This window comes from Flagellimonas crocea, assembly GCF_033441595.1.
Taxonomy (GTDB): Bacteria; Bacteroidota; Bacteroidia; order Flavobacteriales; family Flavobacteriaceae; genus Flagellimonas; species Flagellimonas crocea.
On sequence record NZ_JAUZVX010000001.1, the window covers coordinates 373,456 to 400,286 of the forward strand.

Genomic DNA, 26,831 nt, shown 5'->3' on the forward strand with positions numbered 1-26,831 from the left:
GCCCTCGTCCTCGCCGGGGAGGGGCTGCTCCAATAGTGTCGGGTCGTCCACCTTGTTGTCGGAGAGCTGTACGGTGTGCAGGTCCACGTTGCCTATGTTTGTCACGGTAAAGGTATAGGTGATGCCGTCGATGCACCCGTCGCTGTCGGCGTCCACGTTGGCCGCTCCCTGTTTGGTGACCTGGATGGCAGGTGTTTGGCAGCTTGATAGATCAACAGTTGTTATTTGATCTTCTAGAAAACTATCATTATCTGAATTGTCTTCAATACTGATTCCTGGAAAATTCAGAACATCTGCGGTCACTTTTGCTTGGTTATCCACCTTACCTGTATTTATATCATCCGCGGTTATATCGTAAGTAGCTGTATAGGTCCATACTTCTGAGCCGTCCAGTATATCATCCCCATTATCTCCGAATGGCCCGTCGATGACAAGTCCTGGAAAGTTTAAGTCGGCCAATACCACATTATTTAACAGAAGGCCAGTATTACCTTGATTTACCACTGTAAATGTATAATCAATGGTCAAACAGTCCGGGTTTATAAGACCTTCTTTAATGAGAGAGATACGGGGCATACACCCAGAAAGATCTACCACCGTAGGACGATCTGACTTTTCATCTTCAAAATCCGAATCATCTTCAACATGAACATCAGTTCCTTGATAATCCATCGACCCGGTAACGCGAGCTTGATTGATTACCTCTCCTGCTAAAATATCAGCAGTGGTTATTGCATGTGAGCCTGTGAACACCCATACCTCTGCAGGGCTCATTACCCCATCATTATTGGCGTCGGATTGAGGACCGTTAATTACCATGAATGGAAAGGTTTCATCCTCAACGACAATCTCTTTTAAGGGACCTGTTAAGTTATTTCCCTGATTGGTCACTGTAAAGGTGTATAGAATTTCTTCGCAACCCGGAACTACCTCTCCGGTTTTAATCAGACTAATGCTTGGAGTACAAGCTGAAAAATTGATAATGGTGGGATTGTCAGCATTGAGGTCTGTAGGATCCGAAACATCTGACACCAAAACACTTGCATCTTGTACCGTAACACCTTCCACATAGCCCTGAAGCTCTATTTGACCTGCTGCAACTTCTGCTGCTGTAGGGCTATAACTTTCTGTATAGATCCAAATTTCTCCAGGATCTAAAACCCCAAATGGGGAATTGTCTCCCGAAAGTGGAGCGATAAGTTCATCACCGTTCTGGCCGTATACTACTATACTCTCAAAGGTTTCTCCAGGAATAATACTGGTGTAGTGAACTTCGTAAGTAATTTGAACAAAAGCACAGCCACCATCATTTCCGCTAATATCTTTGGTAACTCCCTTCAAAAGCATGTTAATACCTGACCTACAGCTTATTTTGGTCACGGTAGGCCCGTCCAAATTTATATCGGATGGGTGGGAGTCATCCATTACTATAGTACCACTCCCAACTACAGATGCTTCTATATGTGCTTGATAAATAATTTCAGCATTTAACTTATCTGCTTCTGTAATGGGCCTAAATGCTTCATAGAACCATACCTCTCCTTCATCTATTTGATTGTTGCTATTTGTGTCACCACTTACCAATGGCCCAACGGTAATGTCTGGGCCCATATCAATTACTACAGTGTTTCCATCAATGGATTCGTTGTTGGTGCTAGTATTAAATACCCTTATAACATACCTTAGGGAAGTACATCCCGGTGAGTCCCCGTTAAAAGTGAAGGAGCTACCGTTTAAGGTTATTGCTATTCCTGGGACAAAAAAACTTTCTTCATTTGATGAAAATGCCATGTCGTCCAGAGAATTTTTGGAGGTAATACCTGCAAATAAATTAGACGATTCCTGTATTTTGCTTTTTTGGGGAGCATTATCAAACAAAACCGAGATAATACCAATTAGAATGAAAAACAAAACTAGGAAGTCCTGTTTTCTCAAGGGGGAAGATTTGGAAAAGAGCATGGCTAAATGAGTTAAGTTCTAACCCACGATATTAAGGAAATGCCCTAATTATTTATTAGGTCAATTGACGGATGCCCTAAATGAATTGATATATGCGTGTTATGAATTAACCAATTATATACTTCTTGGTATGAAAAAGTGTTTTTTTGATGGTGATGAACTACCTTAAAAAGGAAAAAAATATAGTTTTTCTGACAGGTATCTCGCTGTATGTGATTGGTTGTTGCCAACGATTTCCTCAGGGGTGCCTTCAACAACCAAATTTCCTCCTTTTTCGCCTCCTTCTGGGCCGAGATCGATGATATAATCGGCACATTTTACGAGTTCCATATTATGCTCTATCACTACTACGGAATGTCCCTTATCGATAAGCTCATCAAATGATTTGAGCAGTTTTTTGATGTCATGAAAATGGAGTCCCGTTGTGGGCTCATCAAATATAAAAAGTGCTTTTTCCTTGGTATGTCCCTTTACTAAAAATGAGGCCAGTTTGATGCGCTGTGCTTCACCGCCCGAAAGGGTAGAGGAGGACTGACCCAATGCCACATAGCCCAAACCAACATCCTGCAAAGGCTTTAGTTTGGAAATTATTTTATCCTGCTTGTAATTTTTGAAGTGTTCTACGGCATCATCAATGGTCATGTTCAGAATGTCATCGATGTTCTTGCCTTCAAAATGGACTTCCAAAATGTCTTTTTTGAAACGTTTCCCGTTGCACACGTCGCACTCCAAGTGAACATCGGCCATAAATTGCATCTCTACCGTAATTTCTCCTTCGCCCTTGCATTTTTCGCATCGGCCACCATCAACGTTAAAAGAAAAGTGCTTGGCCTGATACCCCCTTAACTTGCTCAATTTTTGAGACGCGAATAGGCTACGGATGTCATCGTAGGCCTTGATGTAGGTCACCGGATTGGAACGGGAGGAACGTCCTATTGGGTTTTGATCTACAAATTCCACATGCTTAATATGGGCATATTTACCTTCCATAGAAGTGAACTGTCCGGCTTTTTCCCCATAGCCGCCTACTTCCTTTAAAATGGTCGGAAAAAGAATTTTCTTTACCAAAGTGGACTTGCCGCTCCCGGAGACCCCTGTGACCACGGTGAGCATGTTCAAAGGAAAAGTAACATCTATATTTTTTAGGTTGTTTTCACGGGCTCCTTTTATTTGGATATAGTGCTTGGAATTTCTACGTTCTTTTGGAACAGCTATTTCCATGGAACCATTAAGGTATGATGCCGTTAAGGAATCCGATTTTAAAATTGAATCCCAGTTTCCAGTGGCCACAACTTTACCTCCCAATGTTCCGGCTTCGGGCCCGATATCTATAATTTCGTCAGCAGCTGCCATAATATCTTCATCATGTTCCACCACAATCACGGTATTGCCCAGATCTCTCAGTGATTTTAGCACCTCTATCAAATTTTCGGTATCTCGCGGATGGAGCCCTATGCTCGGTTCATCCAAAATGTACATGGAACCTACCAAGCTACTGCCCAGAGAGGTTGCCAAATTTATTCGCTGGCTCTCTCCGCCCGAAAGCGTATTGGATTTTCGATTCAGGGTCAAATAACTCAGGCCTACCTTGTCCAAAAATTTCAAGCGAGTCGTAATTTCCTTCAACAATCGCTGTGCAATGGCCTTATCATGGTCGGAGAGTTGAAGCTCTTCAAAAAAAGGAAATAGTTGGTTGATGGGAAGTTCAATCAAATCCGAAATGGATTTTCCGCCCACCTTAACGTAGTCAGCTTCTTTACGTAGGCGTTTTCCTTTACAAACAGAACATCTGGTTTTTCCTCGGTAGCGGGAAAGCATCACCCTGTTCTGGATCTTATAGCTTTTTTCCTCCAGTTGTTCAAAGAATTTATGGATACCGATAAAGTGTTCGTTGCCATCCCAAACCAATTGTTTTTGTTCTTCGGAAAGTTGAAACCATGGTTTGTGTATCGGAAAATCAAACTTGTATGCAGCATTCACCAATTGGTCACGGTACCATCCCATGCTTTCGCCCCTCCAAGGAAAAACAGCATTTTCATATACTGATAATGCCGTATTCGGAATTACAAGGTCTTCATCAATACCAATCACATCACCGTAGCCCTCACATTTGGGACAGGCTCCGTATGGATTGTTGAAACTGAACAAGTGAACGTTCGGTTCCAAAAACTTCATTCCATCAAGCTCAAACTGATTGCTAAAAGTTTTTATTTCACCCGTTTGAAGGTTTTCAATGGCGCATTGGCCTTTTCCTTCAAAAAAGGCATTGTCCACCGCATTTCCCAATCGGTTGTAAAAATCTTCATCATCCTTTACAATGATCCTATCGACCACCAAATCAAAAGTCCGTCCAATATCTTTTGGGGCCTGGTCTATCCGGATGACCTCTCCTTTATATTTGATACGGGCATATCCCTGCTTGGAAAAAAGTTCAAGAGATTTTAATGGTTCCCGTTCATCTTTTATTTGAATACGTGCCAATAACAATAATTTATCCCCTTCGTTCAGGTTTTTAATATAATTGATGACATCGGTAACGGTGTGCTTTTTTACTTCTTTGCCTGAAATGGGGGATATGGTCTTTCCGATTCTGGCATACAACAATTTTAGATAGTCATATATTTCCGTGGTGGTCCCAACCGTAGATCGTGGATTGGTGGAGTTTACTTTTTGTTCAATGGCAATGGCTGGGGCTATACCTTTAATATAGTCCACTTTGGGTTTGTCCAATTTCCCCAAAAACTGTCGGGCATAGGAAGAGAGACTTTCCACATATCTACGCTGACCTTCGGCATAAAGCGTATCAAAAGCCAAACTGGATTTTCCTGAACCTGATAAACCTGTGATAACCACCAACTTGTTCCTTGGAATAACAACATCAATATCTTTAAGGTTATGTAGTTTGGCACCTTTTATGATAATATTCTGCTTGGGATCTACGTTTATATTGACTGCCATCTGTTAAAATTAGGATTCCAAAGATACGATACACTACACTTAATACGTATATTGCATCAGTTAACATATAAAAATCGACAACTCACAACATAGATTTTTAAGTCGCCTCCTTATTTATCTATATTTGAAGTGTAATTAAAATCCTGATAGGCCTATACAGAATAATTACTTTTTTAAAGATTAAAAACTGAATAACTAATGTCTTTCCTGCAAGGGGAGGGCTGTGATTTTAACCCAAAAAAAGTAATTTGTATGGAACAACTACAGATTAAAGACTCGATTTTAGTAAAGAACTACATTGACGGAGACGAGAAAGCGCTCGAAATCCTGATCAACAGGCACAACCAGAGAATCACCAGCTTCATTTACAGCAAAGTTTTGGATAGGGATGTCGCAGAGGACATTTTCCAGGACACCTTCATCAAGGTGATCAAAACCTTAAAAAAGGGAACGTATAGCGAAGAGGGCAAATTTTTGCCTTGGGTAATGCGAATTGCCCATAACTTGGTAATCGACCACTTCCGCAAGAACAAAAGAATGCCCAAATTCGAGGGAAGCGATGATTTCAATATTTTCTCCGTTATCCACGACGAAAAGTTGAACGCCGAAAAGCAAATCATCAAAGATCAAATTGAAAGCGACCTCACGCTTTTGATCGACGAATTACCTGACGACCAAAGAGAAGTATTGATCATGCGTATTTATAAGGATATGAGTTTTAAGGAAATATCCGAAAACACTAACGTTAGCATCAATACAGCTTTGGGAAGAATGCGATATGCCCTTATCAACCTTAGAAAGATTGTTGAGCGCAAGAATATCGTTTTAACGAATTAATCGAGCATTACGTCGAAGTCCGCAATAATTCCAATCTAGCGCCGTTATATAATGGAAACAATTACTTACGCTAGAATATGGAAAACATTTACTCTGAAGAACAAAAATCCGTAAAAACGGTAAAAGCAAGTCAGAAAACTGTTGATTTCTTGCTTAGCTTTTCGAAATCGATTCATGTAGTTGACTACAAAAAACACCAGTTTGAGGTAACATTGAATTAATTTAAGGATCAAACTGACGAAAAGAGCCGCAATTAGCGGCTCTTTTTGTTTTTATAGTATTCGTTGATCACCGTTTTACGGCCAACGGTCTTGGTAATGATATCCTTCTCCAGGTCCCAGCCCCTAGCTGGGGAATATTCCCGGCCGTACCATATGATTTGGAGATGTAACCGGTTCCAGATTTCCTCCGGGAACAATCGCTTGGCATCGCGCTCCGTTTGGACCACGTTTTTGCCATTGCTGAATCCCCATCTGTACATCAATCGGTGAATGTGCGTGTCCACCGGAAAAGCAGGGATGCCAAAAGCCTGTGAGACCACCACACTGGCCGTTTTATGGCCTACGGCAGGCAATTCTTCCAATAAGGCAATGTCTCTGGGAACCTTACCATTATATTTTTCGATCAATATTTTGGAAAGCCCATAAATACCTTTGGATTTCATAGGGGAGAGGCCAACAGGTTTGATGATTTCACGAATCTCTTCTTGTGAAAGCTTGACCATATCAAAGGGATTATCCGCCTTTTCAAACAATAAGGGTGTAATTTGATTGACCCGGACATCGGTACTTTGGGCCGATAATAAAACCGCTATCAATAATGTATAAGGATCTTTATGATCTAAAGGAATGGGAATTGTTGGATAGAGTTCATCCAGGGTCTTAATAGCAAAATCAACCTTTTCTTGTTTGGTCATATTTGTTTAACTTTGTTTGTGTAAATATTAAACAATAAATTCAAGAGCAACGCAAATGAATATGTTAAAAGTAGGAGATAAAGTACCTGATTTTTCAGCAAAAGACCAAGACGGGAACACAATTAATCTAAGCGATTACAAAGGAAAAAAATTGGTCGTGTTTTTTTATCCAAAAGCCAATACTCCCGGATGCACAGCCGAGGCCTGTAACTTGCGCGATAATTATAAGGAACTGCAGGCTCAGGGCTACGAGCTCTTGGGCGTAAGTGCCGATTCGGAGAAGAAACAATCCAATTTTAGGGTCAAATACGAATTTCCCTTTCCATTATTGGCCGATGAGGACCATACCGTGATCAACACCTTTGGTGTTTGGGGACCAAAAAAGTTCATGGGCAAGGAATATGATGGCATTCACAGAACAACTTTTGTTATTGATGGTGATGGCAAAGTGGAAAACGTAATTGAAAAAGTAAAGACCAAAGATCACGCCGCCCAAATATTAGCATAAATAGATTTGTCACATCGATTGGGTTGGAACTGACATTTAAAAATAAAAAAGGCGCTGAATCAGCGCCTTTTTTGTTTCTATTCTTTTTCTTCAAGAACCTTTCTGGTGAACAAGTTCTTTTCCTTTATGATTTCAGCAATACCTTCGGGAAGTTCATTCTCCCAACCATCGTCTTTATTGATGATTTTTTTGAGAACGTCCCTGGAGAAAATATGAAGAACATCGGGGTCGTAATCGATAATATCCATCACCTTGCCATTATATTTAAAGAATTTGTACAATTCCTTCATTCTAGGATGGACCTTAACATTGTTGCTCGTAAGAATCTGACCGGTCTCCGGGTCTTTCATTGGATATAGGTAAACCTTTAAATCCTTGAAGAACAGCTTACCGAACGCTTCCAAAATCCCACCGCTCAAATGACGGTAATATTTTTCATCGAATACATCTACCAAGTTATTGACCCCCATGGTCAAACCAATTTTGGCCTTGGTATAATTGTTAAAGTATTCCACCAATTTGTAGTATTCCTGAAACTTGGAAATTAAAACGGTGTGACCTAGCGAACACAACAGTTCGGCCCGGTCCATAAAGTCCTGTTCGTCAATTTCGCCCGAAGCTTTTAGGTTGGAAAGTGTTATTTCAAATACCACAATGGTGTTTTCGTATTCTACCGTTTGTTCCCTTACAAAGATGTCATAGGACTTTTGGAACATGTCCATATTTACCTTGGTCACAGGTCTAAAACTTCCCCTTAGTGCCAAAATACTCTTCTTGTAAAGCACCGCTGCCGGAAGCAAGTTGTTCCCATCGGGGCCGAACATTACTGCATCGGTCATATCGTTTTTAATAAGCTGTAGGCTCATCAAACGGTTATCCACATCGGCAAAATTGGGCCCGGTGAAGTTGATCATATCGATTTCCAAGGTGTCCTGGTCAATATGATCGTACAAATATTTTAGGAGCTTTTTGGGTTTATGGAACTTAAAAAACGCACCGTAAATCAAATTGACACCTAGGATACCCAAGGTTTCCTGTTGTAATCGGGCTTCGTTCTGCTTAAAACGGATATGAAGGATAATCTCATCATATTCCTTTTGGTCGGGGTCTAACTGAAACCGTAGTCCTACCCATCCATGCCCCTTGTATCGCTTGGAAAAATCGATGGTGGCCACGGTGTTGGCATAACTAAAGAACAAATAATCCGGATTGCTGTCCCTGCTGATACGTTCCTCTACCAAACGCATTTCGTGGTCCAACATCTTTTTTAAACGGGATTGGGTAACATAGCGCCCATCCTCCTCAATACCATAAATGGCATCACTAAAGGATTTATCGTAAGCGCTCATTGCCTTCGCAATGGTACCCGAAGCACCACCGGCCCTAAAAAAGTGTCTGGCAGTTTCCTGTCCGGCGCCAATCTCGGCAAAGGTTCCATAAATATCCCGGTTCAAGTTGATCCTAAGGGTTTTCGCCTTTATGGAAGGAATATTCTCAAAAGCATTTTCTTTGCTTGGTACGGTGGGCATATCCGAATTTTTTTATGTTGGCAAAGTTACACTCTTCAATCAATCTATTAAATAAATAAGTTATAATTTTGGATTTAATGGATGATAGTATGACCATTACATTTTTGGGCACGGGAACTTCGCAGGGAATACCGGTAATCGGAAGCGACCATCCCGTTTGCCTTAGTACCAACCCCAAGGACAAAAGACTTCGAGTATCCGTATTGATTTCATGGAAAGATTACAACTACGTAATTGATTGCGGCCCGGACTTTAGACAACAAATGCTCGCCAATCCCATTAAAAAATTGGATGGTATTTTATTTACCCATGAGCATGCGGACCATACGGCAGGTATGGACGATATTCGCCCCTTTTTTTTCAGACAAGGGGATATTCCCATATATGCACACCCTAGGGTCTTGAACTCCCTCCAAAGACGTTTCGACTATATTTTTGCCGATGAGGACCGATATCCGGGAGCACCAGCGGTACAGGTACATGAGGTTTCAAAGGATGAAAAACTAACATTGGGCGATTTGGACGTAGTCCCTATTGAAGCATTCCACAACAGATTACAGGTTTTCGGATACCGTTTTGGAGAGTTTATTTATATGACGGACGTAAAGCGTGTAGAGGAAGAGGAAATCAAAAAAATGAAGGGTGCCAAAGTTTTAGTCATCAATGCACTGCGGCGCGAACCCCATCATTCGCACTTCAATTTGAAAGAGGCCTTGGAGTTTGCCGAGAAAATAGGGGCGGAGCAAACGTATTTTACCCATATCAGCGCTTTATTGGGATTTCATGAGGAAGTGGAAAAAAGTCTTCCCAAAAACATACATTTGGCCTACGATAACCTACAGATTAAAATTTAAACTCGATGAAAAGCAGAATTTTTCTATACCTATTTGTTTTTGCCGCCTTATTGGCCCTTTTTCAATTTGTCACGGGGAACAATATGCAAAAGGCGTTGACAGAGGATGTTGAACAATTGCAAACGGGAGTCGGAGAGTTAAAGGACTCCTTGCAGACCATGCACTTGAAAGTGCTGGACATGCAATATTTTTCGCTGGAGAACAATGATGATGCGCTGGCCTATTATGACCATTTGAATTTGGAAAATCCATCACTATATATTCAAGATAAGTTGCTGGAGACCAATGAGCAAAAGGGCGACAATCCATTGATACCCTATGAAGGCATGGAGAGCGATTTTAAAATCAACAAGATCAAAGTGCTCAATCACAAATGGATCTTGGCCGATTTTTCCGATGGAAAATATTGGGGCGACCTCATTATAAAGTATGAGCTAAAAGATGATTTGAGCGTGGACTTTACCTTGGCAGAACATCTTTTGTATGCACCGCAGGAGTACTAATTTACCTGTGATTTTCTAAAAAAATCACTTCAGGGTCCATTGTTGGATGGGGTTCCGTGTCAAGCACGGAATGACAACTAGGATTTAAATATGCTTTTCCAACCACTTTTTAAAGGAAAAGAAGTTTTGTTGTGAGACACCGTGCCCCACGGGAAACTCCTCGTAAGTTGTAGGGATATTTAATTTTTTAAGAAAATCAGGGGATTTTTGGGCCCATTCCAAAGGAATTACCTGATCCACTTGTCCATGGGATACATAGAAATTTAAATCACGATGGTCTTTATCAGTATAGTCATTGATCAAAATGTTTTCATTGATGTATCCGCTCAGTGCCACTACATTTTTTACTTTTTCAGGATATGACAACGCCACCGAAAAACTCAAGATAGTTCCCTGGCTAAACCCAAGTAAGGTGATGCTCTTTTCATCAAGTGGGTAAGCTTCAATGGCCTCATCGATAAAAGCAACTATTTTTTCCCTGGATTCCTTCGCTTGTTCATCATCGCTCCATTTACCTTGTTCGGCATCAAAATTTATGGCATACCACGCATGGCCAAAGGGTTCAAGGTCGTATGGCGCCTTTACGGAAAAAATCATGAGTTCTTCCGGTAATTCGGAGGCAAAGGAAAAAAGGTCTTCCTCATTGCTGCCGTAGCCGTGAAACATAAAAAGGACAGGTACTTTTCCTGAATCTTTTGATGAAGGTCGAAGCAAGTATTCCAGCGATAGGGGTTTAAGGGACATTGTTTTAGTTTATGAAATGAATGTGAACCATTTTTGAAAATAGGGCCCCAAAATGGGCAGAGGTTTGATTTTACCGTTCAATGCCTGCAAAAAACCATACACCCAGATTCCCAGATAAAAGATATACACAAATGCAGACAGGTAAACCATTCCCGTGTAGGTCATTAAAATAGCCAGGGCGTGGAACAATATGTGAATCCCGAACGCCTGCCGAATATGGAAACGGGCAAATGCGTTTTTGGGCTCTATATTCATGGTGATGGCAATCAAACACCCGACAATGGTAATGTATGCCACAATTGCCGTGGTTTTGCCAGGGTCCGAATTACTCATTATAACGTAGTTTGGTCATTGTTGATGATTCCGTAAACTTTTCCTTTTAACGTGGCTCCTACGAACATGCTATTTTTTGATGTCGAAAGAATATTTTTTGTATCAAATGTATATTCACCATCTGGATTGAAGAGGGTCAAACAGGCTTTGGAACCTTCCTCCAGTCGTGGCACCTCAATTTGATATCGCGAGCGGCCCTTGGTCAACAATGCAACGGTTTCGTCCAGGTCAAAAATGGTGTTCAGGCATCCAAAGGCCGATTCAAGTCCAATGGTTCCGTTTTTGGCATTGTCAAACTCCACACGTTTATGTTCAATATCCATCGGTATGTGGTCCGAGGTGACAAAATCTATGGTACCGTTTTTAACACCTTTGATCAGTGCCTTACAGTCCGATTTGGTCCGTAATGGCGGGGAGACCTTATAATGGGTGTCAAAACTTTCCAGGGTTTCATCCGAAAAGAAAAGATTGTGCACCGCGACACTACAGGTTACATCCAATCCCTTTTTCTTGGCTTCGGCTATCAATTTTACCGATTCTGCCGACGAAATTGTCGGAATATGGAGTTTTCCTCCCGTATATTCCAACACGAACAAATCTCTTGCAATCTGAAGTTCCTCGGCCAAGGCAGGTATTCCTTTAAGTCCCAGTTTTGTGGAAATCTCGCCCTCGTGTACCACACCCTTGCCCTTAATGTCACCATCTTGGGGAAAAGAATAGACCAGTCCATTAAAGTTTTGGGCGTAGAGCAATGCAATCTTGAGCAGGTTTGGATTGGCAATGTGCTTTTTAAAATCGTAAAAGGCAACCGCACCCGCATTTTTCATGTCGAAAAGCTCTGCAAGGTCGATGCCCTCTGCATTTCGGGTCAAGGTTCCCAATGGATAAAGTTTTGTGGCCATGCCCTGCCCACGTTCCTTTAAAAACACCACGTCGGAACTTGTATCGGGCACGGGATGCGTGTTTGGATTGAGCACAATATCTGTAAATCCGCTTTTGCCCGCTGTAAAAAGTCCATTGGCAATGGTCTCGCGCTCTTCAAATCCAGGCTCCCCGAAACTTACGCTGCTATCGAACCATCCCAATGAAACATGGAGGTTTTCTTTTTCCACTACCTTGACATTGGGCGGGGTTTCCACAGCGGCACCGATTTTTTCGATCACTCCTTTTTTGATGAGGATATCGCGCTTTTTCAAGTGGAGCTCCTTGTTTTCTGGGCATACAATTTTTGCAGACTTCAGCAGAATGTTCATGTAACAAATTTTTGAATGAGTACCTCAATAAGCGCCAGAAGCAACGCTAAAATAACAAACCATTTCCAATATGCAGTAATGTTGTTCTCGGCTTTCAAGTATTCAAATAGTTCCGGAACGGAATCCATGGTGTTCACATTTTCCAAAGTTCCCAAATCCAGATATTTGAGTTGGCTTTCTGTTCGCGGATAGTTGAAACTTATATTTTGTAAAATTTGTTCGTTCTGTACAATCGAGTAAATCCCGTCTTCGGTAGGGTTTTGGTCAAAAGTGAGCCGGACCCGATTGGGAAAAGTCTGCTGTAGCGGAATAAACTCATATCCATCTTTGGAAACCTTTAAAATGTCATCGTTTCCTATTTCCGCGGAAATATCCACTGTGGAGACTTCCCCGAGGGTTTCGTAAGGTTTTGGTACCCGTAAACTGGATTGGGCCATATTGTAAAAGGTAGGTACGATCAATGGGGAGTTTATAAAGTTTGAGTTCTCCAATTCCAAAGGAACCGTAAACACGTACAGCCCATCGTCACCGACCAAAAAGGGATCACCGCCATCCATGGACAAAGCTACTGGCAGACTGGTCTGTATACCAAAATGTTCCTTTACCGATGGGTATTGGAAATTGGTGACTTCCTGTTTGAACACGTTCCGGTACAACGGATGCTCGAATGTAATTTTGGTCAATTGGGCGTTGGAAACCACTTTTTCCGAAAATCGGGTTGTTGATAAACTGGATAAGAGGCTGTTGTAGGATGAAATATCACTGTTCTGGTCGGGAACAATGATAAGGGTGCCCCCATCCGTCTTAAAAGTACGTAAAATGTTCTGGAGACTACTGGGAATCGACAACTGGTCATCCAAGATTACTACGTTTTGATTTCCCAAACTGCTGTAATCTAACTGGGTCAATCTGTTTTTTTGAAAATCAAACTCCTCACCACGAAACAGTCGTTCCAAATAATCACTATCCGATTCGCTAATGGCCAGCACTTTTATTTTTTCTTTCGAATTAATACTGAAAAAGAACCTATTGTCATACCCCAAAGCGTTATCGATAATGCTCAAACGTCCGTTCAACTGTTCATTCGTCGGAATGGTGAAATCTACCTTGGCATCACCAGAGGAACTGAATTTAGCTGCGGTTTTGGCAATCAGCTCATCGTTGTTGTAAAGCGAAATGGGCAAGGCCTCCTCCTCATTTCCGCCGGTTAGAAATACATTGAGGGTGGATTGGTCGTTTAAACTTTCATTGATAAAAATGGAATCAATGGAGACATTTTGAATTTCCCGTGGCCGCATCGGAACAAAGTGAGGAATCAAAGTGGTATCCAACGTGGTGCTCCCGGCTGATATCCGTTCCTGAAAATCAGAAATCACGATCAAATTCTTTACCGAGCCCCTATTTTGTGAAAAGAGGCTTTTTGCCTTAAGTCCAATTTCGTTCAGATTTAATTGTTTGTAGGAATAGGGTAGTGATAACAAAGTGTTTTGAATATCCTTTATTTGGACGTTGGCAAATGTTTTTTCGTTGGTAAAGAGGCTTAACCTGGAATCACCATCCATATTTTTTATTAAATCCTGAACAGACTTTTCTAGGAGGGAAATCCCATTGTTTTTGGCCTGCATACTGAAGGAATCGTCTAAATAGACCACGGTTTCCTTTTCCTTGAGCGCTATGGATGTTGAGGAAAAAGGTTGTGCAAATGCAATGATGACGGCCGCCAATAACAACAATCGGGTCAACAATAGCAACCATTTTTTAAGGGTATTGCTCTTTCTGGACTCCGAGACCACTTTTTGTAGCATGGCCACATTGGTAAACGGGGTTTTGGTAAAGCGGCGTAACTGGAATAAATGGATTAAAATGGGTATGACTAGAAGAAAAAGTGCCCAAAGAATTTCTGGATGTTTAAACTGCATTCCCAACATTGCTTGATCAAAGATAGGCATTAATATATTCTGATTTCAAACTTCATTTATCAATGATCAATTAATGATCTACAATTTATTGTCATTCTGAGCGGAGCGAAGAATCTTTTTTCAAAACACGGAAAACCTAGCAAAAAAAGAAGTAATCCTGCATTGGTAATTGATTTAAGTCTGAAAAATACCTTCGAATTTCTTGCTGTGCATCGGCATTGGCCACGGTGATGAGGCTCTGCGAATTATTCAATTCTTGTAATACCTCAAAATGGACCAGTTCTTTCCCATAGATCTTTTTACCGATTTTTTTCGGGTTATCGCACAGCCAAATAAAATCCAATCCCTGTTTTTTCAACCCTTTGGCAATCTTTTTTCCTTTGAATCCAGCACCCCAGACCACTAGTGGTCGGTCTATATCCCGATTCAATTTTAAAAAATAATGGAGCTTAATATCCAAAAAATAGTTTTGAGCGTAATGCTCGTGGGTGCGGGATGTGCGCGTGTCGTAATCACGCCAAAGATGCAATACTATATCGCAGGGAATAATTTTAAACCCATGTTCGTAAAACCGAAACGTGAGGTCATAATCTTCGGGATAGCGTTGGGGCTCAAAACCTTTGCACTTTTCAAAGTCGTCACGATAGGCCATCCAGCAAGGGGAGGGGATAACACATTCTTTGTAGATTTCATCAAAATTATTTCCTTGGGACGTCAGTTGGTTCAACCATTCCTCATAGCGTTCATAGCCATTGCTGATGCCCCTGTCCGAAAAATATTTTACCTGCCCCACAGCAATATGACCTTTCCCTTCTTTCTTCAATGCATTTACCATGAACTCCAAACGGTTGGGTTTCATAATGTCATCCGAATCCATACGTGTTATGAAGTTCCCTTGGCTTTGGTGATATGCCTTTTGAAGCGCAGGAATGATTCCATCTCCCTTATTTTGAAAGACTTTGATTCGCCCATCTTTTTGGGAATAGGAGGTGAGGAGCTCAAAGCTTTCATCGGTAGAATGGTCATTAACCGCGAGCACTTCCCAGTCGGTATAAGTTTGATTTACAATGGAATCCAGACACTCGGGCAGATAATGCGCGGTGTTCTTAAAGGGGATAATGATGCTGACCTTGCCATTTTGCATGCCGCAATGTAACGAAATTCTTAAGTGAAGGGAAGCAGGTCGGGTTCCAAATAGGCTGTTTTTCCTCTTGGGTCGGCAAGTAAACTTTCTCCGTAATGTTGGAAAAGTAATTCTTTGAATGAAGCAATAAGCTTTGGATTTTCGGCCACAAAATCATCAAACGTGGTCGCCATTGATTTTTGCTTAAAATGATGCACCACTTTTACCGCAGCAACGGTCAAGGTATGGTGGTATTTGCTGCCATCCCCATGAAGTTTATCAAAATTTTTGATGGCTCCGCACGTTTTGGAAATAGTGGTTTCTTCATCAAACAGATTCAGATAAATCCATGCCAGTTTTATATGTGCTCGGTGATTGAACGCTTTGGGTTGGAATTTTCCTGCTTCAAAAGCTCGTATAAAATGGGCATCATCCATTTTACTCGGTTTTGAGAGCCTTTTCTATGGCCTCATTCACCATACGCTCCATAATCTCATATCCTGCTTTAGTAACATGCACTTCGTCCGTAGTTAACTTGGACTGCATGCCATTTCTATCATCGACCATTTCGGAGAAATAATCCAAGTACATAATATCCTCGGTTTCCGTCATATCCTTAAGCATTTCATTGAGCTTTGGGATTTTAATATTTGGATTTAAACCTGGTCTCCATGGATAATCGTAGGCGGGAAGCACGGAACAAACTATGGGTTTTATTCCATTGGCTTTTGCCAGTTGGACCATGGACAAAATATTATTGTGTATTTGTTCCAGTGTCATGGGTCCTGTGTTGCCCGCTATATCGTTGGTGCCTGCCAAAATCACCACTACTTTGGGGTCAAGGTCAATTACATCCTGACGAAAACGCAACAACATCTGGGGAGTGGTCTGCCCACCAATGCCACGGTTCACGTAGGGGTTTTCGGTGAAAAAGTCAGGATGAGCATCCTTCCACATTTCGGTGATGGAATTCCCCATGAACACTACCCGATTTTCTCCTTTTGCGGGTGCGGGAAGTTCTGTATTTGCATTTTTATACTTTTCCAAATTAGGCCAATCTTGGGCTTTTATTTTTGAGGTGATAGATAATCCTAGAAACGATATCATGAACCAAAATATAGTTTGTTTTTTCACTATGTGCGGTTTTTGTTAAAAATAGAAAATTATCATAGGACAAATAGTAAATAGAGCATAAAAAAGAACAGAATGGTGGCTATAATAGCATAGAACATTTGTTTCTTCTCTTTTTCTTTTTGAATAAACATTTTTTTACGTATTCGAACTATATCGCGTCGTGTTGATTTTTTGAAATTAAGTTTAGTGATGTTCTCTTTGCCGTAAACGTCATCTCTAGATTTCAACCTTCTTTTTTTGAGCATCTCCCTGTTGGCCCTTAGGCTCTTCATGGCATGCATCATACTTCCTTCGCCTCCCATAATTAAAATATTATATCATATATGTATGATATATTGAGTATTTGTTACAAAAACACAAATGTTTCAAATAATAATTCAATGAAAAAGCGGTACAACTTATAAAGTCATACCGCTTTAATTATTTTATATACTACGAATTAATATTTCGCGCTCTTCCCGTTGGCTTGGGTTCTTAAAATGAACGCCCGAATATCTTCGTTGGCTGTTTTTAAGTCTTCTTTACGCAAATACATCATGTGTCCAGAGCGATATCCTTTCCACTCGAACCTGTCTTTCATTTTACCGCTGGGGTCTACTTGCGACATTGTGTACTTGGCTGCAAAATAAGTGCAGGCACCATCATAATAACCGGATTGTATCAAAACGTTCAAGTATGGATTCTGGGCCATAGCCTGGCGCAAATCGTCACGTACACTATCGTTACTGTCATCCCAAGGATGTACAGGGCCGAACATATTATACTTGATGTCAGTTTTAAAATCCAACTCTTCCTGTAAATAATAGTTGATTGCAGGAGTAAAACTGTGCAACCAAGAGGTCAGCTCTGGAGAATAATCTGGGCGGGTACCGGCCAAGGTTTTGTCAATTCCCAAATAGCGACTGTCCAAGCGACCGATGGTGTAACCTCCATCTCTTCGCATCAAAGCTTTCCAGAAAAATTGGGTAGGTACGTCCAAGTTGTGGTCCAATATGTCCTGTACTTCCAATCCAGAATAGCGCGCCATTTTATTGGCAATGGCCTTACGTTCGGAATCTGCTATAAATCCACCTTTGGCAATGGCTGGCAATAATTCGTTAATGGTAAATTCTTCCACTTCGGGCAACACCTCTAAAAGGTCTTTGCTTTGCAGATCGGAAGGCAATGCTTTATGATGCCATGCGGTAGCCGCAAAATAAGGCATGTTCAATGCGCTGGAAACCGGGTCATTGTCCCGGAACACCTTATAATCGGCAGGGGAAACCATGATGACACCGTTCAAGTACATCCACTGTTGGTTTTGAAGCGCCAAGGAAAGCCCCATGACACGGGTACCACCATAGCTTTCACCAACAATGTATTTGGGAGATCTCCAACGGTTGTTTCTGGTTACAAAAGTGTTCAGCCACTCGGCCAAATATTTGGTATCTGCGTTGATTCCGAAAAACTTATCGCGATCTACATCTTTTCCTGTTTCTGGAATAGTTCGGGAATAACCAGTATTAACTGGATTTACGTAAACAATATCGGTTACGTCCAATACAGAGTATGGATTCTCCTTAACGCCATAAGGCTGAACAGGGTATCCTTCATCATCAATTTTAAGGATTCGTGGTCCTGTGTAGGCCAAGTGCATCCAAACAGAACCGGAACCCGGCCCTCCGTTAAAGGAAATCAGCAAGGGTCTTGATGCCCTGTCCTTTACGTCGTTTTTGGTGTAGTACGTGTAGTGAAGTGTGGCGGTGGGTTTGCCCATTTCATCCCAAACGGGCTGTGTTCCCGTGGTGGCCGTGTAATTGATACGTGTTCCGTCAATGGTTACGGCATGTTGAGTGGTTATTGCCGTGTCAATAGGAATTTTTCGTTCTTGGGCAAAGGCAAATGACGTGCATAACGCCATACCTAATAGTAAGAGTTTTTTCATTATTATTTGGTTGAATTAGTCTAGCCATAAAAATAGGGAATTTGAAAGTTCTTACCTTGTTAAAAGAATTCTAAATGGTGAATTAACCTATTATTCTTAATTTTAGAGTACACTCACTAAATCAAAACCTTATGAAAATCATCACCCGAAGAAGTTTTAGCAGTCTCACCGCAAAAGGAATTGGCGGAGCAGCTTTATTGTCATCCGCGCCATTTGCATGTGCCATGGGAGCAAATCAGGATAAAAAGAAACTTGGGATAGCCTTAGTGGGATTGGGGAGTTATAGTACCTACCAGCTTGCCCCCGCCTTGCAGGACACCCAATATTGTTATTTGGCCGGAATTGTGACCGGAACGCCTGAAAAGGAGAAAATATGGGCTGATAAATACGGAATCCCGGAAAAGAATATCTACAATTATCAAAATTTTGATGATATCGCCAATAATGAGGATATCGATGTAGTGTACGTGGTGCTTCCCAATAGTATGCATGCCGAATTCAGTATTCGAGCCGCAAAAGCGGGCAAGCATGTGATCTGCGAAAAACCTATGGGAATAAGTGTTGAGGAGTGTACAGCCATAATCGAAGCGTGCAATGAGGCCGGGGTAAAATTGGGGATGGGCTATCGCTTACATTCCGAACCCTACACCCAGCAGGTAAAGGAATATGTAAAAGAAAAAACCTTTGGGGATATTCTCTTCGTTTCCGCTGATGCTGCCTACCGCTCAACGGGCAATCCAGACCAGTGGCGATTGAACAAAGAAATGTCAGGAGGTGGTGCTTTAATGAACATGGGCGTTTATGCCGTACAAAGTACCATTTATGGTACAGGTGAAAATCCTATTTCAGTTGCGGCTCAGGAATTTAGTACTCGCCCCGACTATTTTAAGGATACCGACGAGACCATTACGGCACAATTTAAATTTCCAAGTGGGGCAGTAGGGAATATTACCACTTCCCACAATTTTAATGCAAATGCCATGTATGCTTCGGGAACATCGGGATGGTTTCGGTTACAGCCCGCCAATAATTATGGACCGTTGAGCGGGGAGACCTCCAATGGAGATACCATTAAATTCCCGCACGAAAGCCAACAAAAATTGCAAATGGACGACTTTGCTCGACATGTTTTATTCGATGAACCTAACAAAGCGCCTGGCGAAATGGGCAAACGTGATATGATGATCGTAGAGGCTATTTATAGATCCATCGCCAATGGGGGAGAGACCATTGCCTTGGATTTTGAACCTGGTTATGGGTTTGGGGGGTAAAATTTAAAGTTTACTATAAAACATTATTCAAATCCTGACTCCCAATAATAGCAATAATTTCAACTAAATCATTATTCAGTTTATAATAGATACTATCTGAGCCACAAACACAACGTTTATATCCTTTTTTGATATGGTCCACTGATTCAAAAGAATATGGTTGCTGGGCAATGATTTGGAAATATTCAAAAAAAGTTTCAAAATATTTGTCAGCTTGAGCCATCCCAAACCTTTGAACGCCATATTGATGGATTCTAATTAAATCTTCTTTTGCTGTGTTGCTCAGTCTATATTTAGCCATTCAGCATTGACTTGGACTGGGCCAGGATTTCTTCTTTGCTATCACTGGTAAACCCGCTATTTTCGGCTTTTTCCAACTTAGCTTTGACCCAATCAATTTGTACTTGTTGTTTTCTTGCCTGACGTATCAAATCATTGACAAGTTCACTTTTGCTGGAATACTCTTCCTTATCCACTTGTTCTTTAAGCCATTGATCGTTAGGTTTTGTGAAGGAAATACTTTGACGAGCCATAATTTCTGATTATTTGATATGGTGTAAAAATACACCAAATCCGAATCATCTCAAACAATTTTATGATTTTGATACGGACATTTAATCTAAAACCTTTCAAAAACCCCCAATCCAAACAGTGCGAAATCGTATTTTACAGGGTCGGTGGCATCCAGTTTTCTTAGATTTTTGTCCAACTCCAATAATGCTTTGGCATCGTTCTGTTTGCGTTTGAGCAGTTTGAGTTTACGGGCCACGTTACCTGAGTGCACATCCAACGGGCAAGAAAGTTTGGCAGGGGCAATACCATTCCACAAGCCAAAATCAACCCCAGTATTGTTGTCTCTCACCATCCACCGTAAAAACATATTGATGCGTTTGGCTGCAGAGCCTTTATTGGGGTCGGAAACGTGCTTTTGCGTTCGACTCTGGTGTGGCAGCTCAAAAAACAGTTCCTTGAACTTGGAAATGGCAGGCTGCATGGAATCTTTGGTCTGATGTGCGGTGAAAACCGCTTCCAAACCATCGTGGTTTTTGTAAATATTTTGAAGGCTGGTTACAAAGTAACCAAGGTCAATACCATTAAAAGTACGATGTACAAAAGGAGAGAGGCGCTCCAAATCACCATGGGTATGGTTCATCACAAAATCATGGGGTGTGTTGCCCATCAATTCTATGAGTCTTGTGGCATTGTTGATGATGCTTTTTCGGTTTCCCCACGCTATGGTGGCCGTTAAAAAAGCACTGATCTCAATATCCTCCTTTTGCGTGAATTTGTGTGGGATTTGCAAAGGGTCATCCTCCAAAAACTTGGGATGGTTGTATTCCAAAACCTTGGCCTCCAAAAATTCTTTGAGTTCCGCTTTGGTCATATCAATCTTTGGAAACGATCAAACCATCCACCATGGTGAGTTTTCGGTCCGCCATATCGGCCAATTCTAGGTTGTGCGTCACCAAAACAAAGGTCTGGCCAAATTCATCCCGAAGTTTAAAAAACAGCTTGTGAAGATTCTCGGCGCTCTCTGAGTCCAAGTTTCCGCTGGGCTCATCGGCCAAGACCACAGAAGGATTGTTCATTAGGGAACGGGCCACGGCCACGCGTTGTTGCTCACCGCCCGATAGTGCATTCGGTTTATGGTCGTAGCGATCCTTTAGTCCCAAAAAGTCCAATAGTTCCTTGGCACGTTTTTCCGCTTCGGCTTTCGCAGTTTTTCTGATAAAAGCAGGTATACACACATTCTCCAAAGCGGTAAACTCGGGCAGCAACTGATGAAACTGAAAGATGAACCCTATATGCTCATTTCTGAACTTGGCCAAATTCTTCTCGTTGAGTTGGTTTACGTCCGTATTATTGATCAACAACGTGCTTTCCCCTTTATTGGTCGGGCTGTCCAATGTGCCCAGAATTTGTAATAAGGTAGTTTTTCCCGCACCAGAGGCACCTACTATGGAAACTACTTCGCCCTTTTGGATTTCGAGATCAACCCCTTGTAAAACCTTGAGGTCTCCGTAACTTTTTTGAATATTTGTGGCCTTTATCATATGTACAACTTCACTGGTCGAAGATAATCATTGTTGTTGTATCGCAAAGATGATCGTTTTGACATGAATTCCACAAATTTTCACCAAGTATCCTTGTTTCATGTTGAGCCAAGGGTAAAATGATAGCATATCCGATGAAATAAGTTTTAGACCATAATTTCGACCAAGGAACATATAAATATTTGTTAGAATTAATTGTTACACTCAAATATTGTTTAACTTTGAATCAAAATGGATAAACAAAATACTTTAGGATTGGAAACCGCAATATTTGCGAATGGTTGTTTTTGGTGTACCGAAGCGGTTTTTCAAAGACTTGAAGGTGTAGAAACCGTAATTTCTGGTTATACGGGCGGAAACATAAAAAATCCAGCCTACCGAGAAATCTGTACTGGCCGTACAGGTCATGCCGAAGCCATCAAAATAACCTTTACCCCATCAAAAATATCGTACAACGAGCTGTTGGAAGTGTTTTTCGCTACCCATAATCCTACAACTTTGAACAGACAAGGGAATGATGTGGGCACTCAATATAGAAGCGAAATCTTTTACACGGACCTGGAACAAAAGAAGTTGGCAGAAGACTTTATTGCTCTTTTGGAAAGCAAAAATGTTTTTGAATCACCCATAGTGACTGCGGTATCCGAAGAAAAACCTTTTTACGCTGCCGAAGAGGAACATCACAACTACTACAATCAAAACAGGCGACAACCATATTGTCAAATCATTATAGATCCCAAGATCAAAAAATTGAATAATTATTTTTCAAAAAAATTAAAGCATGGCTCCATATAGAAACCTCGAAGAGTATAATATTGAAATTACCAATGAGGTTAAAGACCATTTCTCCAAAATTGTAGGGGATATTGGTGAAGACGTTACCCGAGAGGGATTGATCAAAACTCCAGAACGGGCCGCAAAAGCGATGCTTTTTCTTACCCAGGGCTACAAGCAGGATGCCGAGAAAATCCTAAAGGGTGCCATGTTCGCCGAGGAATATGATGATATGGTCATCATAAAGGATATTGAATTATACTCCCTTTGCGAGCACCATATGCTGCCCTTTTTTGGGAAGGCGCACGTAGCCTATATACCCAACGGACATATTGTTGGTTTAAGTAAGATTCCCCGGGTGGTCGATGTTTTTGCCCGTAGACTTCAAGTGCAGGAACGTTTAACGCACGATATTTTGGAATGCATCAACAAAACCTTAAAGCCTAAAGGCGTGGCCGTTGTAATCGAAGCTTCCCATATGTGCATGATGATGCGCGGGGTGCAAAAACAAAACTCGGTCACTACTACCTCTGGTTTTAGGGGGCAATTCGAAAAAATTGAAACACGGAACGAGTTTTTGAAGCTGGTGAGCGCCGATTTGTCATAATCTTCTTTTCCAATTAAGCGGGAATCGCTATTTTTCCCGTATGGCAACTGAAAAAAATAACAAGTACCGAAACCTCCTTTTGGGTTTACTATTTGATGGTATTGGTATGCTGTCCTTTGTAATTCCTGGGATCGGGGAGTTTTCGGATGTAATTTGGGCGCCAGTAGCTGGCTGGCTCATGACCCGTATGTACAGGGGAAGAGTAGGGCAAGCCGCAGGTCTAGTCACCTTTGTGGAAGAGTTGGTACCCGGTATGGACGTGATTCCCACATTCACCCTTACTTGGATATATACTTACCTATTAAAAAGGAAAAAAGGTCAACCTATAAAAGATTGACCTTTATTTTATTTGTGAAGACCCAGCGATTACAAGGGAACATTCAAATTAAAAGAAATATTCCTTCCAATGTTGGCGATGCCATCCGCTTTTAATCTTGACAGGTGTGAGATATAGTTCTTGTCGAACAAGTTGTTCCCGGTAATGGAATAGCCCACTTTTTGATTGAAGATTTTCATATCGCCACCAATGCCTACATTGAACAAATTGTATCTTGGGGTCCTTGTCTCAAAATCGGCCACTTTGTTCTGGTCAAAATTTGTTTGAAGCGTTACGAACGCATAACACCTATAGTCTTGGTTCCTCTTTTTCCATTCCACCCTAAACGTATTGGTCCAGCGGTTGGCAGGAATCAAAGGTAGGTTGGATTTGTCTTCCAATTGTCCGTAAACAATATCGTAGCTACTTTCCAAGTGCAACCAATCAATAGGGTGGGGGTGCAGGTGGAAACCAAACTCACCACCATATAAAATGGCGTTTTGTTGTTGGAAATCGTAGACGGGGTCCAACTCCCTGAACTCTCCCGTAGGTTCCAAATAAATATAATCGTTTACAATATTGTAGAACGTGTTTATGTAGGCTTCAAGATGTTTATTGCCATACTCCAACGCCAAATCTATTTGAAAGTTTTGCTCACTGTCCAAATCGGGATTACCGATTTCCACACGGTTGGCACCACTATGCAATCCATTGGAAGCTAGTTCGGACAGGTTGGGAGCTCTAAACCCCGTGGCCAAGTTCAATCGGCCCATTATATTTTGGGTAAGATCCATACGATATCCCACGGCTGCATTGAAACTGTTGAAGTTTTTATCCAAAGTAGGGATGTATTCCTCATCGCCCTCAACTCCGCTTGATTCACCATTTATTGATCTTAGGTCGTACCGTAAACCCAATTGTAGGTCACTTTTATTAAAATGGATATGTGAGGTTGCCAAAATCCCAAAATCGTTGGTGATCGCGTTGGGAACCAGCACTTCCTCTCCAAAATTTTCATTGGTCTGGTGCATTCCCTGAACCCCGAAAATGGTTGTCATTTTGCCCCATTGCGGATTGAATTGGATGTTGTAGTTAAAGGTGCTCAATCGCATATCCAATGCGGCACCTTCGTGCTCTTCTTCATGTTCCTCCTCTGCGTGTTCTTCCTCCTCCTCGGCATGTTCCTCGCCTTCATGCTCTTCGTGGTGTTCCTCAAACTCTTTTCTATCGTTTACCGTGTATCCAAATGTTGCTTCCAAGCTTGATTTTTTGAAAAAGAAGTTGTTCTTCGAACTCAAAATATGGGTGGACAGCTCCTGATAGGGCATCAAAGGGTCACGGTCGTTATTTTGAACACCAATTTCCTCAGGAATCCCAAGTTCCGAAGCATTGTAGTTGTAACGGAGCTCTGTTTTAAATTTTGAGGCTTGGTAGGCCAGTCCGGTTTTTAGGTCGGCTTCGTTAAATCTGGAATTGGTAACGCTTGTACCGTCACCGGTCTCGTAATCCGCATTGGACGCATAGGCACCACGGACCAAAAACTTGAGCTTTTCACCGGATGTTTTGAATCCGGCATTGGCATTGTACCCCAAGGTATTGGTAAAATACCTCATATTTACATCGCCCGAGGTTTCGCCGGAGGTTTCAAATTTTTCAGGATTTAGATAAAGTACACCGCCCAGAGCATCGGAACCATAAAGCAAAGATGCAGGACCTTTTATAACTTCTACACTTGAAATCCCAGCATCGTTCAGGCCAAGCCCGTGTTCGCCCCCATATTGTTGGTTTTCCAATCGTACCCCTTGGGTATAGACCAGAACACGGTTAAAACTAAGTCCCCGGATAACAGGTTTTCCTATTCCAACTCCTGTGGATACCGAAGAAACGCCTGGAATGTTGGTAATTCCTTCGGATAGTGTTATGCCCCCTTGTTGCTTGAGCTCCTCCATGGATTTCTGTTCCACCTTCATTACGTTTTCGCGTTGCAATTTGTGAAAAGGGGTGGAAAGCACCACTTCATCCATTTCTATGGCCGAGGGGGACAGCTGATGGTCAAGTTGATTGTTTCCAGGGTTGATTTCAACGGAAGTGGAATAGGTTTCGAACCCAATGTAGGATACCACCAGTTTATAGTTTCCTTCCGGTAAATTTCTAAGGGTAAAATCCCCGTTTTCGTCCGTTATCGTGCCGTTTTCAAGCTGCGGGATGTAAACAGAGACCTGCTCCAACGGTTCTCCAGATTCAGCGTCCGTTATTTTTCCCGAAAGGGTATTTTGTGAATAGGTATATAGTGATGTCAATGCCAATAGCATTGAAATATAGAATTGTTTCATTGTAAAAAATAAATGGTTTTAAAAAAACTTAAATCGACCGTATTTACTATGAAACAGCAGGTGGACCTCGCAAAGCCCGGAAAGAAACCTCTTTGGGTTTATAAATGTAGGTATATACCGAGGTCGTGTACTTTATTGTGGGTATCTCGACCGGGATATAGTTGAAAGAAGTATTAATGAGTACTTTGTTGACCAAAGTAAAATCGTGAAAATCACAATCCAGATCAGCATCGTGAATATGATTTGTGCCATATGCAACACAATGTTTTTCTTGGCTATGCTCGTAAAGGGTATGTCCCAGCTTTATGAGGGAGGGGGCCAAAATGGCCATTGCCATCATCAGGGAACCAAAAATAAGTATGCGCTTGTAGAGGTCGGAAATCATACTAGGGCAAAGTAACCACTGTAAAACCTCTTTTTATGTTAAAAAAACCATAAACTATGGTACAAGAAAGCCCAAACCCATTCGTTTCAGCATCTTTTTCTCAAAATTCCAGAAAAACTCAAACTGCCCGAACAACCACCCAAAAGCAACGAGAATGACCTGGTATATGGGGAAAATCAAAAGGATACGAAGTGACCAATAAATTGCTCCGTGCACATTCCCACTATCCAAACCAATCCAATGAACCAGGGGGCCTGCCAATTTTCCGGCAGCACTTCCCGTCAAGGCAAAAACAATGAAGATGGCAATCATCTCCCATTTGTAATCCACTTTCCATTTGTTTTCTACCTTTTTAAAGCACCAAAGGAAAAACTTCACCAGTATAAAATACAGTAAAGCCACACCACCAAAGGTGACGATCCATTCAAACACGGAGTTGTTGAGGCCAAAAATGTGCAAAAAGCTTCTAGATATGGTGTAGGCGGTGAATAAAACCAATAGTGCGCCCAAAATAGGAAAGATAATTTGCCAGTTCTCTTGAATCTCCCAGCGCTGTTTAAGTTTTTGCATTGCTCAGATGTAATTTAACGCAAAAAT

The 26,831-nt window shown here is 41.6% G+C and carries 29 protein-coding genes; 9 read left to right on the top strand and 20 right to left on the bottom strand.

What is annotated here, in order from left to right; all coding sequences use genetic code 11:
• The coding region (locus SD449_RS01725; RefSeq protein WP_318308308.1) for a DUF7507 domain-containing protein at positions 1–1,611 on the bottom strand (1,611 nt) is incomplete at its 3' end.
• A 25-nt stretch (positions 1,612–1,636) separates the two neighbouring features.
• Here SD449_RS01725 and SD449_RS01730 point away from each other — a divergent pair.
• The gene (locus SD449_RS01730) at positions 1,637–1,969 is read left to right on the top strand and encodes a hypothetical protein (protein ID WP_318308309.1); all 333 of its coding nucleotides are present in this window, start codon (positions 1,637–1,639) and stop codon (positions 1,967–1,969) included.
• A gap of 155 nt (positions 1,970–2,124) precedes the next feature.
• Here the strand turns inward: SD449_RS01730 and uvrA are convergent, their stop codons facing one another.
• Entirely contained in the window at positions 2,125–4,917 is a 2,793-nt protein-coding gene (uvrA, locus tag SD449_RS01735; RefSeq protein ID WP_318308310.1) for an excinuclease ABC subunit UvrA, read from the bottom strand.
• A gap of 252 nt (positions 4,918–5,169) precedes the next feature.
• On the opposite strand from uvrA, the gene SD449_RS01740 reads away from it, so the two are divergent.
• Complete coding sequence (locus SD449_RS01740) at positions 5,170–5,754, top strand: RNA polymerase sigma factor (RefSeq protein WP_318308311.1); 585 nt, start codon at positions 5,170–5,172, stop codon at positions 5,752–5,754.
• A 253-nt stretch (positions 5,755–6,007) separates the two neighbouring features.
• Here SD449_RS01740 and SD449_RS01745 read toward each other — a convergent pair whose 3' ends face one another.
• Positions 6,008–6,670, bottom strand: a complete 663-nt coding sequence (locus SD449_RS01745; RefSeq protein WP_318308312.1) for an endonuclease III domain-containing protein — start codon at positions 6,668–6,670, stop codon at positions 6,008–6,010.
• A gap of 55 nt (positions 6,671–6,725) precedes the next feature.
• Here SD449_RS01745 and bcp point away from each other — a divergent pair, with 55 nt between their 5' ends.
• A complete protein-coding gene (gene bcp, locus SD449_RS01750) occupies positions 6,726–7,178 on the top strand; it encodes a thioredoxin-dependent thiol peroxidase (protein WP_318308313.1) in 453 nt (150 codons plus the stop codon).
• A gap of 77 nt (positions 7,179–7,255) precedes the next feature.
• Here the strand turns inward: bcp and SD449_RS01755 are convergent, their stop codons facing one another.
• Complete coding sequence (locus SD449_RS01755) at positions 7,256–8,707, bottom strand: TonB-dependent receptor (RefSeq protein WP_318308314.1); 1,452 nt, start codon at positions 8,705–8,707, stop codon at positions 7,256–7,258.
• Positions 8,708–8,796: 89 nt separating this feature from the next.
• On the opposite strand from SD449_RS01755, the gene SD449_RS01760 reads away from it, so the two are divergent.
• Positions 8,797–9,561: an MBL fold metallo-hydrolase gene (locus SD449_RS01760; RefSeq protein WP_318309179.1), complete on the top strand. Its 765-nt coding sequence runs from the start codon at positions 8,797–8,799 to the stop codon at positions 9,559–9,561.
• A gap of 5 nt (positions 9,562–9,566) precedes the next feature.
• The gene (locus tag SD449_RS01765; protein ID WP_318308315.1) at positions 9,567–10,064 is read left to right on the top strand and encodes a hydrolase; all 498 of its coding nucleotides are present in this window, start codon (positions 9,567–9,569) and stop codon (positions 10,062–10,064) included.
• 84 nt (positions 10,065–10,148) lie between these two features.
• On the opposite strand, the gene SD449_RS01770 is transcribed toward SD449_RS01765, so the two are convergent.
• The 9 genes from SD449_RS01770 to SD449_RS01810 form a co-directional block, all read right to left on the bottom strand.
• Positions 10,149–10,808 (bottom strand): alpha/beta hydrolase, encoded by a 660-nt coding sequence (locus tag SD449_RS01770; RefSeq protein WP_318308316.1) that lies wholly within the window; start codon positions 10,806–10,808, stop codon positions 10,149–10,151.
• Positions 10,809–10,817: 9 nt separating this feature from the next.
• On the bottom strand, positions 10,818–11,141 hold the full coding sequence (locus SD449_RS01775; RefSeq protein ID WP_318308318.1) for a hypothetical protein: 324 nt from the start codon (positions 11,139–11,141) through the stop codon (positions 10,818–10,820).
• Positions 11,141–12,394 carry a dihydroorotase gene (locus tag SD449_RS01780; protein WP_318308320.1) on the bottom strand — a complete coding sequence of 418 codons (1,254 nt, stop codon included), beginning with the start codon at positions 12,392–12,394 and terminating at the stop codon, positions 11,141–11,143. Before SD449_RS01780 ends, SD449_RS01775 begins: the two co-directional genes overlap by 1 nt.
• Positions 12,391–14,343, bottom strand: coding sequence for a BatA domain-containing protein (locus SD449_RS01785; RefSeq protein WP_318308321.1), 1,953 nt, complete (start codon positions 14,341–14,343; stop codon positions 12,391–12,393). Before SD449_RS01785 ends, SD449_RS01780 begins: the two co-directional genes overlap by 4 nt.
• A gap of 106 nt (positions 14,344–14,449) precedes the next feature.
• Positions 14,450–15,457 (bottom strand): glycosyltransferase family 2 protein, encoded by a 1,008-nt coding sequence (locus SD449_RS01790; protein ID WP_318308322.1) that lies wholly within the window; start codon positions 15,455–15,457, stop codon positions 14,450–14,452.
• A 20-nt stretch (positions 15,458–15,477) separates the two neighbouring features.
• Positions 15,478–15,873, bottom strand: a complete 396-nt coding sequence (locus SD449_RS01795) for a hypothetical protein (RefSeq protein WP_318308323.1) — start codon at positions 15,871–15,873, stop codon at positions 15,478–15,480.
• Between the two features lies 1 nt (position 15,874).
• Positions 15,875–16,543, bottom strand: coding sequence for an SGNH/GDSL hydrolase family protein (locus SD449_RS01800; protein WP_318308324.1), 669 nt, complete (start codon positions 16,541–16,543; stop codon positions 15,875–15,877).
• Between the two features lie 59 nt (positions 16,544–16,602).
• Complete coding sequence (locus tag SD449_RS01805; RefSeq protein ID WP_318308325.1) at positions 16,603–16,872, bottom strand: hypothetical protein; 270 nt, start codon at positions 16,870–16,872, stop codon at positions 16,603–16,605.
• A 137-nt stretch (positions 16,873–17,009) separates the two neighbouring features.
• A complete protein-coding gene (locus tag SD449_RS01810; protein ID WP_318308326.1) occupies positions 17,010–18,494 on the bottom strand; it encodes a S10 family peptidase in 1,485 nt (494 codons plus the stop codon).
• Positions 18,495–18,625: 131 nt separating this feature from the next.
• Here SD449_RS01810 and SD449_RS01815 point away from each other — a divergent pair, with 131 nt between their 5' ends.
• Positions 18,626–19,765: a Gfo/Idh/MocA family protein gene (locus tag SD449_RS01815; RefSeq protein WP_318308327.1), complete on the top strand. Its 1,140-nt coding sequence runs from the start codon at positions 18,626–18,628 to the stop codon at positions 19,763–19,765.
• Positions 19,766–19,778: 13 nt separating this feature from the next.
• Here the strand turns inward: SD449_RS01815 and SD449_RS01820 are convergent, their stop codons facing one another.
• The 4 genes from SD449_RS01820 to SD449_RS01835 form a co-directional block, all read right to left on the bottom strand.
• Positions 19,779–20,066, bottom strand: coding sequence for a type II toxin-antitoxin system RelE/ParE family toxin (locus SD449_RS01820; protein ID WP_318308328.1), 288 nt, complete (start codon positions 20,064–20,066; stop codon positions 19,779–19,781).
• The gene (locus SD449_RS01825) at positions 20,059–20,298 is read right to left on the bottom strand and encodes a ribbon-helix-helix domain-containing protein (protein WP_207031710.1); all 240 of its coding nucleotides are present in this window, start codon (positions 20,296–20,298) and stop codon (positions 20,059–20,061) included. Before SD449_RS01825 ends, SD449_RS01820 begins: the two co-directional genes overlap by 8 nt.
• Positions 20,299–20,384: 86 nt before the next feature.
• Positions 20,385–21,149: a TIGR02757 family protein gene (locus SD449_RS01830; RefSeq protein WP_318308329.1), complete on the bottom strand. Its 765-nt coding sequence runs from the start codon at positions 21,147–21,149 to the stop codon at positions 20,385–20,387.
• 1 nt (position 21,150) lies between these two features.
• The gene (locus tag SD449_RS01835; RefSeq protein WP_318308330.1) at positions 21,151–21,819 is read right to left on the bottom strand and encodes an ABC transporter ATP-binding protein; all 669 of its coding nucleotides are present in this window, start codon (positions 21,817–21,819) and stop codon (positions 21,151–21,153) included.
• Between the two features lie 231 nt (positions 21,820–22,050).
• Between SD449_RS01835 and msrA the strand changes: the two genes are divergently transcribed.
• The 3 genes from msrA to SD449_RS01850 are packed head-to-tail and all read left to right on the top strand — an operon-like array spanning position 22,051 to position 23,537.
• Positions 22,051–22,614 (top strand): peptide-methionine (S)-S-oxide reductase MsrA, encoded by a 564-nt coding sequence (gene msrA / locus SD449_RS01840; RefSeq protein WP_318308331.1) that lies wholly within the window; start codon positions 22,051–22,053, stop codon positions 22,612–22,614.
• Positions 22,601–23,200 carry a GTP cyclohydrolase I FolE gene (folE, locus tag SD449_RS01845; protein ID WP_318308332.1) on the top strand — a complete coding sequence of 200 codons (600 nt, stop codon included), beginning with the start codon at positions 22,601–22,603 and terminating at the stop codon, positions 23,198–23,200. The genes msrA and folE overlap by 14 nt, the downstream gene beginning before the upstream one ends.
• 40 nt (positions 23,201–23,240) lie before the next feature.
• Positions 23,241–23,537, top strand: a complete 297-nt coding sequence (locus tag SD449_RS01850) for a hypothetical protein (RefSeq protein WP_318308333.1) — start codon at positions 23,241–23,243, stop codon at positions 23,535–23,537.
• A 29-nt stretch (positions 23,538–23,566) separates the two neighbouring features.
• On the opposite strand, the gene SD449_RS01855 is transcribed toward SD449_RS01850, so the two are convergent.
• From SD449_RS01855 to SD449_RS01865, 3 genes are read right to left on the bottom strand one after another with little or no spacing between them, the layout of a single operon-like run.
• Entirely contained in the window at positions 23,567–25,849 is a 2,283-nt protein-coding gene (locus tag SD449_RS01855) for a TonB-dependent receptor (RefSeq protein WP_318308334.1), read from the bottom strand.
• Between the two features lie 46 nt (positions 25,850–25,895).
• Complete coding sequence (locus tag SD449_RS01860) at positions 25,896–26,234, bottom strand: hypothetical protein (RefSeq protein ID WP_318308335.1); 339 nt, start codon at positions 26,232–26,234, stop codon at positions 25,896–25,898.
• Positions 26,235–26,288: 54 nt separating this feature from the next.
• Positions 26,289–26,804 carry a DUF6787 family protein gene (locus tag SD449_RS01865; protein WP_318308337.1) on the bottom strand — a complete coding sequence of 172 codons (516 nt, stop codon included), beginning with the start codon at positions 26,802–26,804 and terminating at the stop codon, positions 26,289–26,291.
• Between the last annotated feature and the right edge of the window lie 27 nt (positions 26,805–26,831).

Coding starts and splice junctions, on each gene's coding strand:
- SD449_RS01835 (WP_318308330.1), bottom strand. CDS start 21,819: ATGATAAAGGCCACAAATATTCAAAAAAGTTACGGAGACCTCAAGGTT.
- SD449_RS01820 (WP_318308328.1), bottom strand. CDS start 20,066: ATGGCTAAATATAGACTGAGCAACACAGCAAAAGAAGATTTAATTAGA.
- SD449_RS01810 (WP_318308326.1), bottom strand. CDS start 18,494: ATGAAAAAACTCTTACTATTAGGTATGGCGTTATGCACGTCATTTGCC.
- SD449_RS01745 (WP_318308312.1), bottom strand. CDS start 6,670: ATGACCAAACAAGAAAAGGTTGATTTTGCTATTAAGACCCTGGATGAA.
- SD449_RS01795 (WP_318308323.1), bottom strand. CDS start 15,873: ATGGATGATGCCCATTTTATACGAGCTTTTGAAGCAGGAAAATTCCAA.
- SD449_RS01815 (WP_318308327.1), top strand. CDS start 18,626: ATGAAAATCATCACCCGAAGAAGTTTTAGCAGTCTCACCGCAAAAGGA.
- SD449_RS01850 (WP_318308333.1), top strand. CDS start 23,241: ATGGCAACTGAAAAAAATAACAAGTACCGAAACCTCCTTTTGGGTTTA.
- SD449_RS01780 (WP_318308320.1), bottom strand. CDS start 12,394: ATGAACATTCTGCTGAAGTCTGCAAAAATTGTATGCCCAGAAAACAAG.
- SD449_RS01800 (WP_318308324.1), bottom strand. CDS start 16,543: ATGATATCGTTTCTAGGATTATCTATCACCTCAAAAATAAAAGCCCAA.
- SD449_RS01765 (WP_318308315.1), top strand. CDS start 9,567: ATGAAAAGCAGAATTTTTCTATACCTATTTGTTTTTGCCGCCTTATTG.
- SD449_RS01740 (WP_318308311.1), top strand. CDS start 5,170: ATGGAACAACTACAGATTAAAGACTCGATTTTAGTAAAGAACTACATT.
- SD449_RS01790 (WP_318308322.1), bottom strand. CDS start 15,457: ATGCAAAATGGCAAGGTCAGCATCATTATCCCCTTTAAGAACACCGCG.
- SD449_RS01860 (WP_318308335.1), bottom strand. CDS start 26,234: ATGATTTCCGACCTCTACAAGCGCATACTTATTTTTGGTTCCCTGATG.
- SD449_RS01805 (WP_318308325.1), bottom strand. CDS start 16,872: ATGGGAGGCGAAGGAAGTATGATGCATGCCATGAAGAGCCTAAGGGCC.
- SD449_RS01830 (WP_318308329.1), bottom strand. CDS start 21,149: ATGACCAAAGCGGAACTCAAAGAATTTTTGGAGGCCAAGGTTTTGGAA.
- SD449_RS01825 (WP_207031710.1), bottom strand. CDS start 20,298: ATGGCTCGTCAAAGTATTTCCTTCACAAAACCTAACGATCAATGGCTT.
- SD449_RS01730 (WP_318308309.1), top strand. CDS start 1,637: ATGGATTCGTTGTTGGTGCTAGTATTAAATACCCTTATAACATACCTT.
- uvrA (WP_318308310.1), bottom strand. CDS start 4,917: ATGGCAGTCAATATAAACGTAGATCCCAAGCAGAATATTATCATAAAA.
- SD449_RS01865 (WP_318308337.1), bottom strand. CDS start 26,804: ATGCAAAAACTTAAACAGCGCTGGGAGATTCAAGAGAACTGGCAAATT.
- bcp (WP_318308313.1), top strand. CDS start 6,726: ATGAATATGTTAAAAGTAGGAGATAAAGTACCTGATTTTTCAGCAAAA.
- SD449_RS01770 (WP_318308316.1), bottom strand. CDS start 10,808: ATGTCCCTTAAACCCCTATCGCTGGAATACTTGCTTCGACCTTCATCA.
- SD449_RS01785 (WP_318308321.1), bottom strand. CDS start 14,343: ATGCCTATCTTTGATCAAGCAATGTTGGGAATGCAGTTTAAACATCCA.
- SD449_RS01855 (WP_318308334.1), bottom strand. CDS start 25,849: ATGAAACAATTCTATATTTCAATGCTATTGGCATTGACATCACTATAT.
- SD449_RS01760 (WP_318309179.1), top strand. CDS start 8,797: ATGACCATTACATTTTTGGGCACGGGAACTTCGCAGGGAATACCGGTA.
- msrA (WP_318308331.1), top strand. CDS start 22,051: ATGGATAAACAAAATACTTTAGGATTGGAAACCGCAATATTTGCGAAT.
- folE (WP_318308332.1), top strand. CDS start 22,601: ATGGCTCCATATAGAAACCTCGAAGAGTATAATATTGAAATTACCAAT.
- SD449_RS01775 (WP_318308318.1), bottom strand. CDS start 11,141: ATGAGTAATTCGGACCCTGGCAAAACCACGGCAATTGTGGCATACATT.
- SD449_RS01755 (WP_318308314.1), bottom strand. CDS start 8,707: ATGCCCACCGTACCAAGCAAAGAAAATGCTTTTGAGAATATTCCTTCC.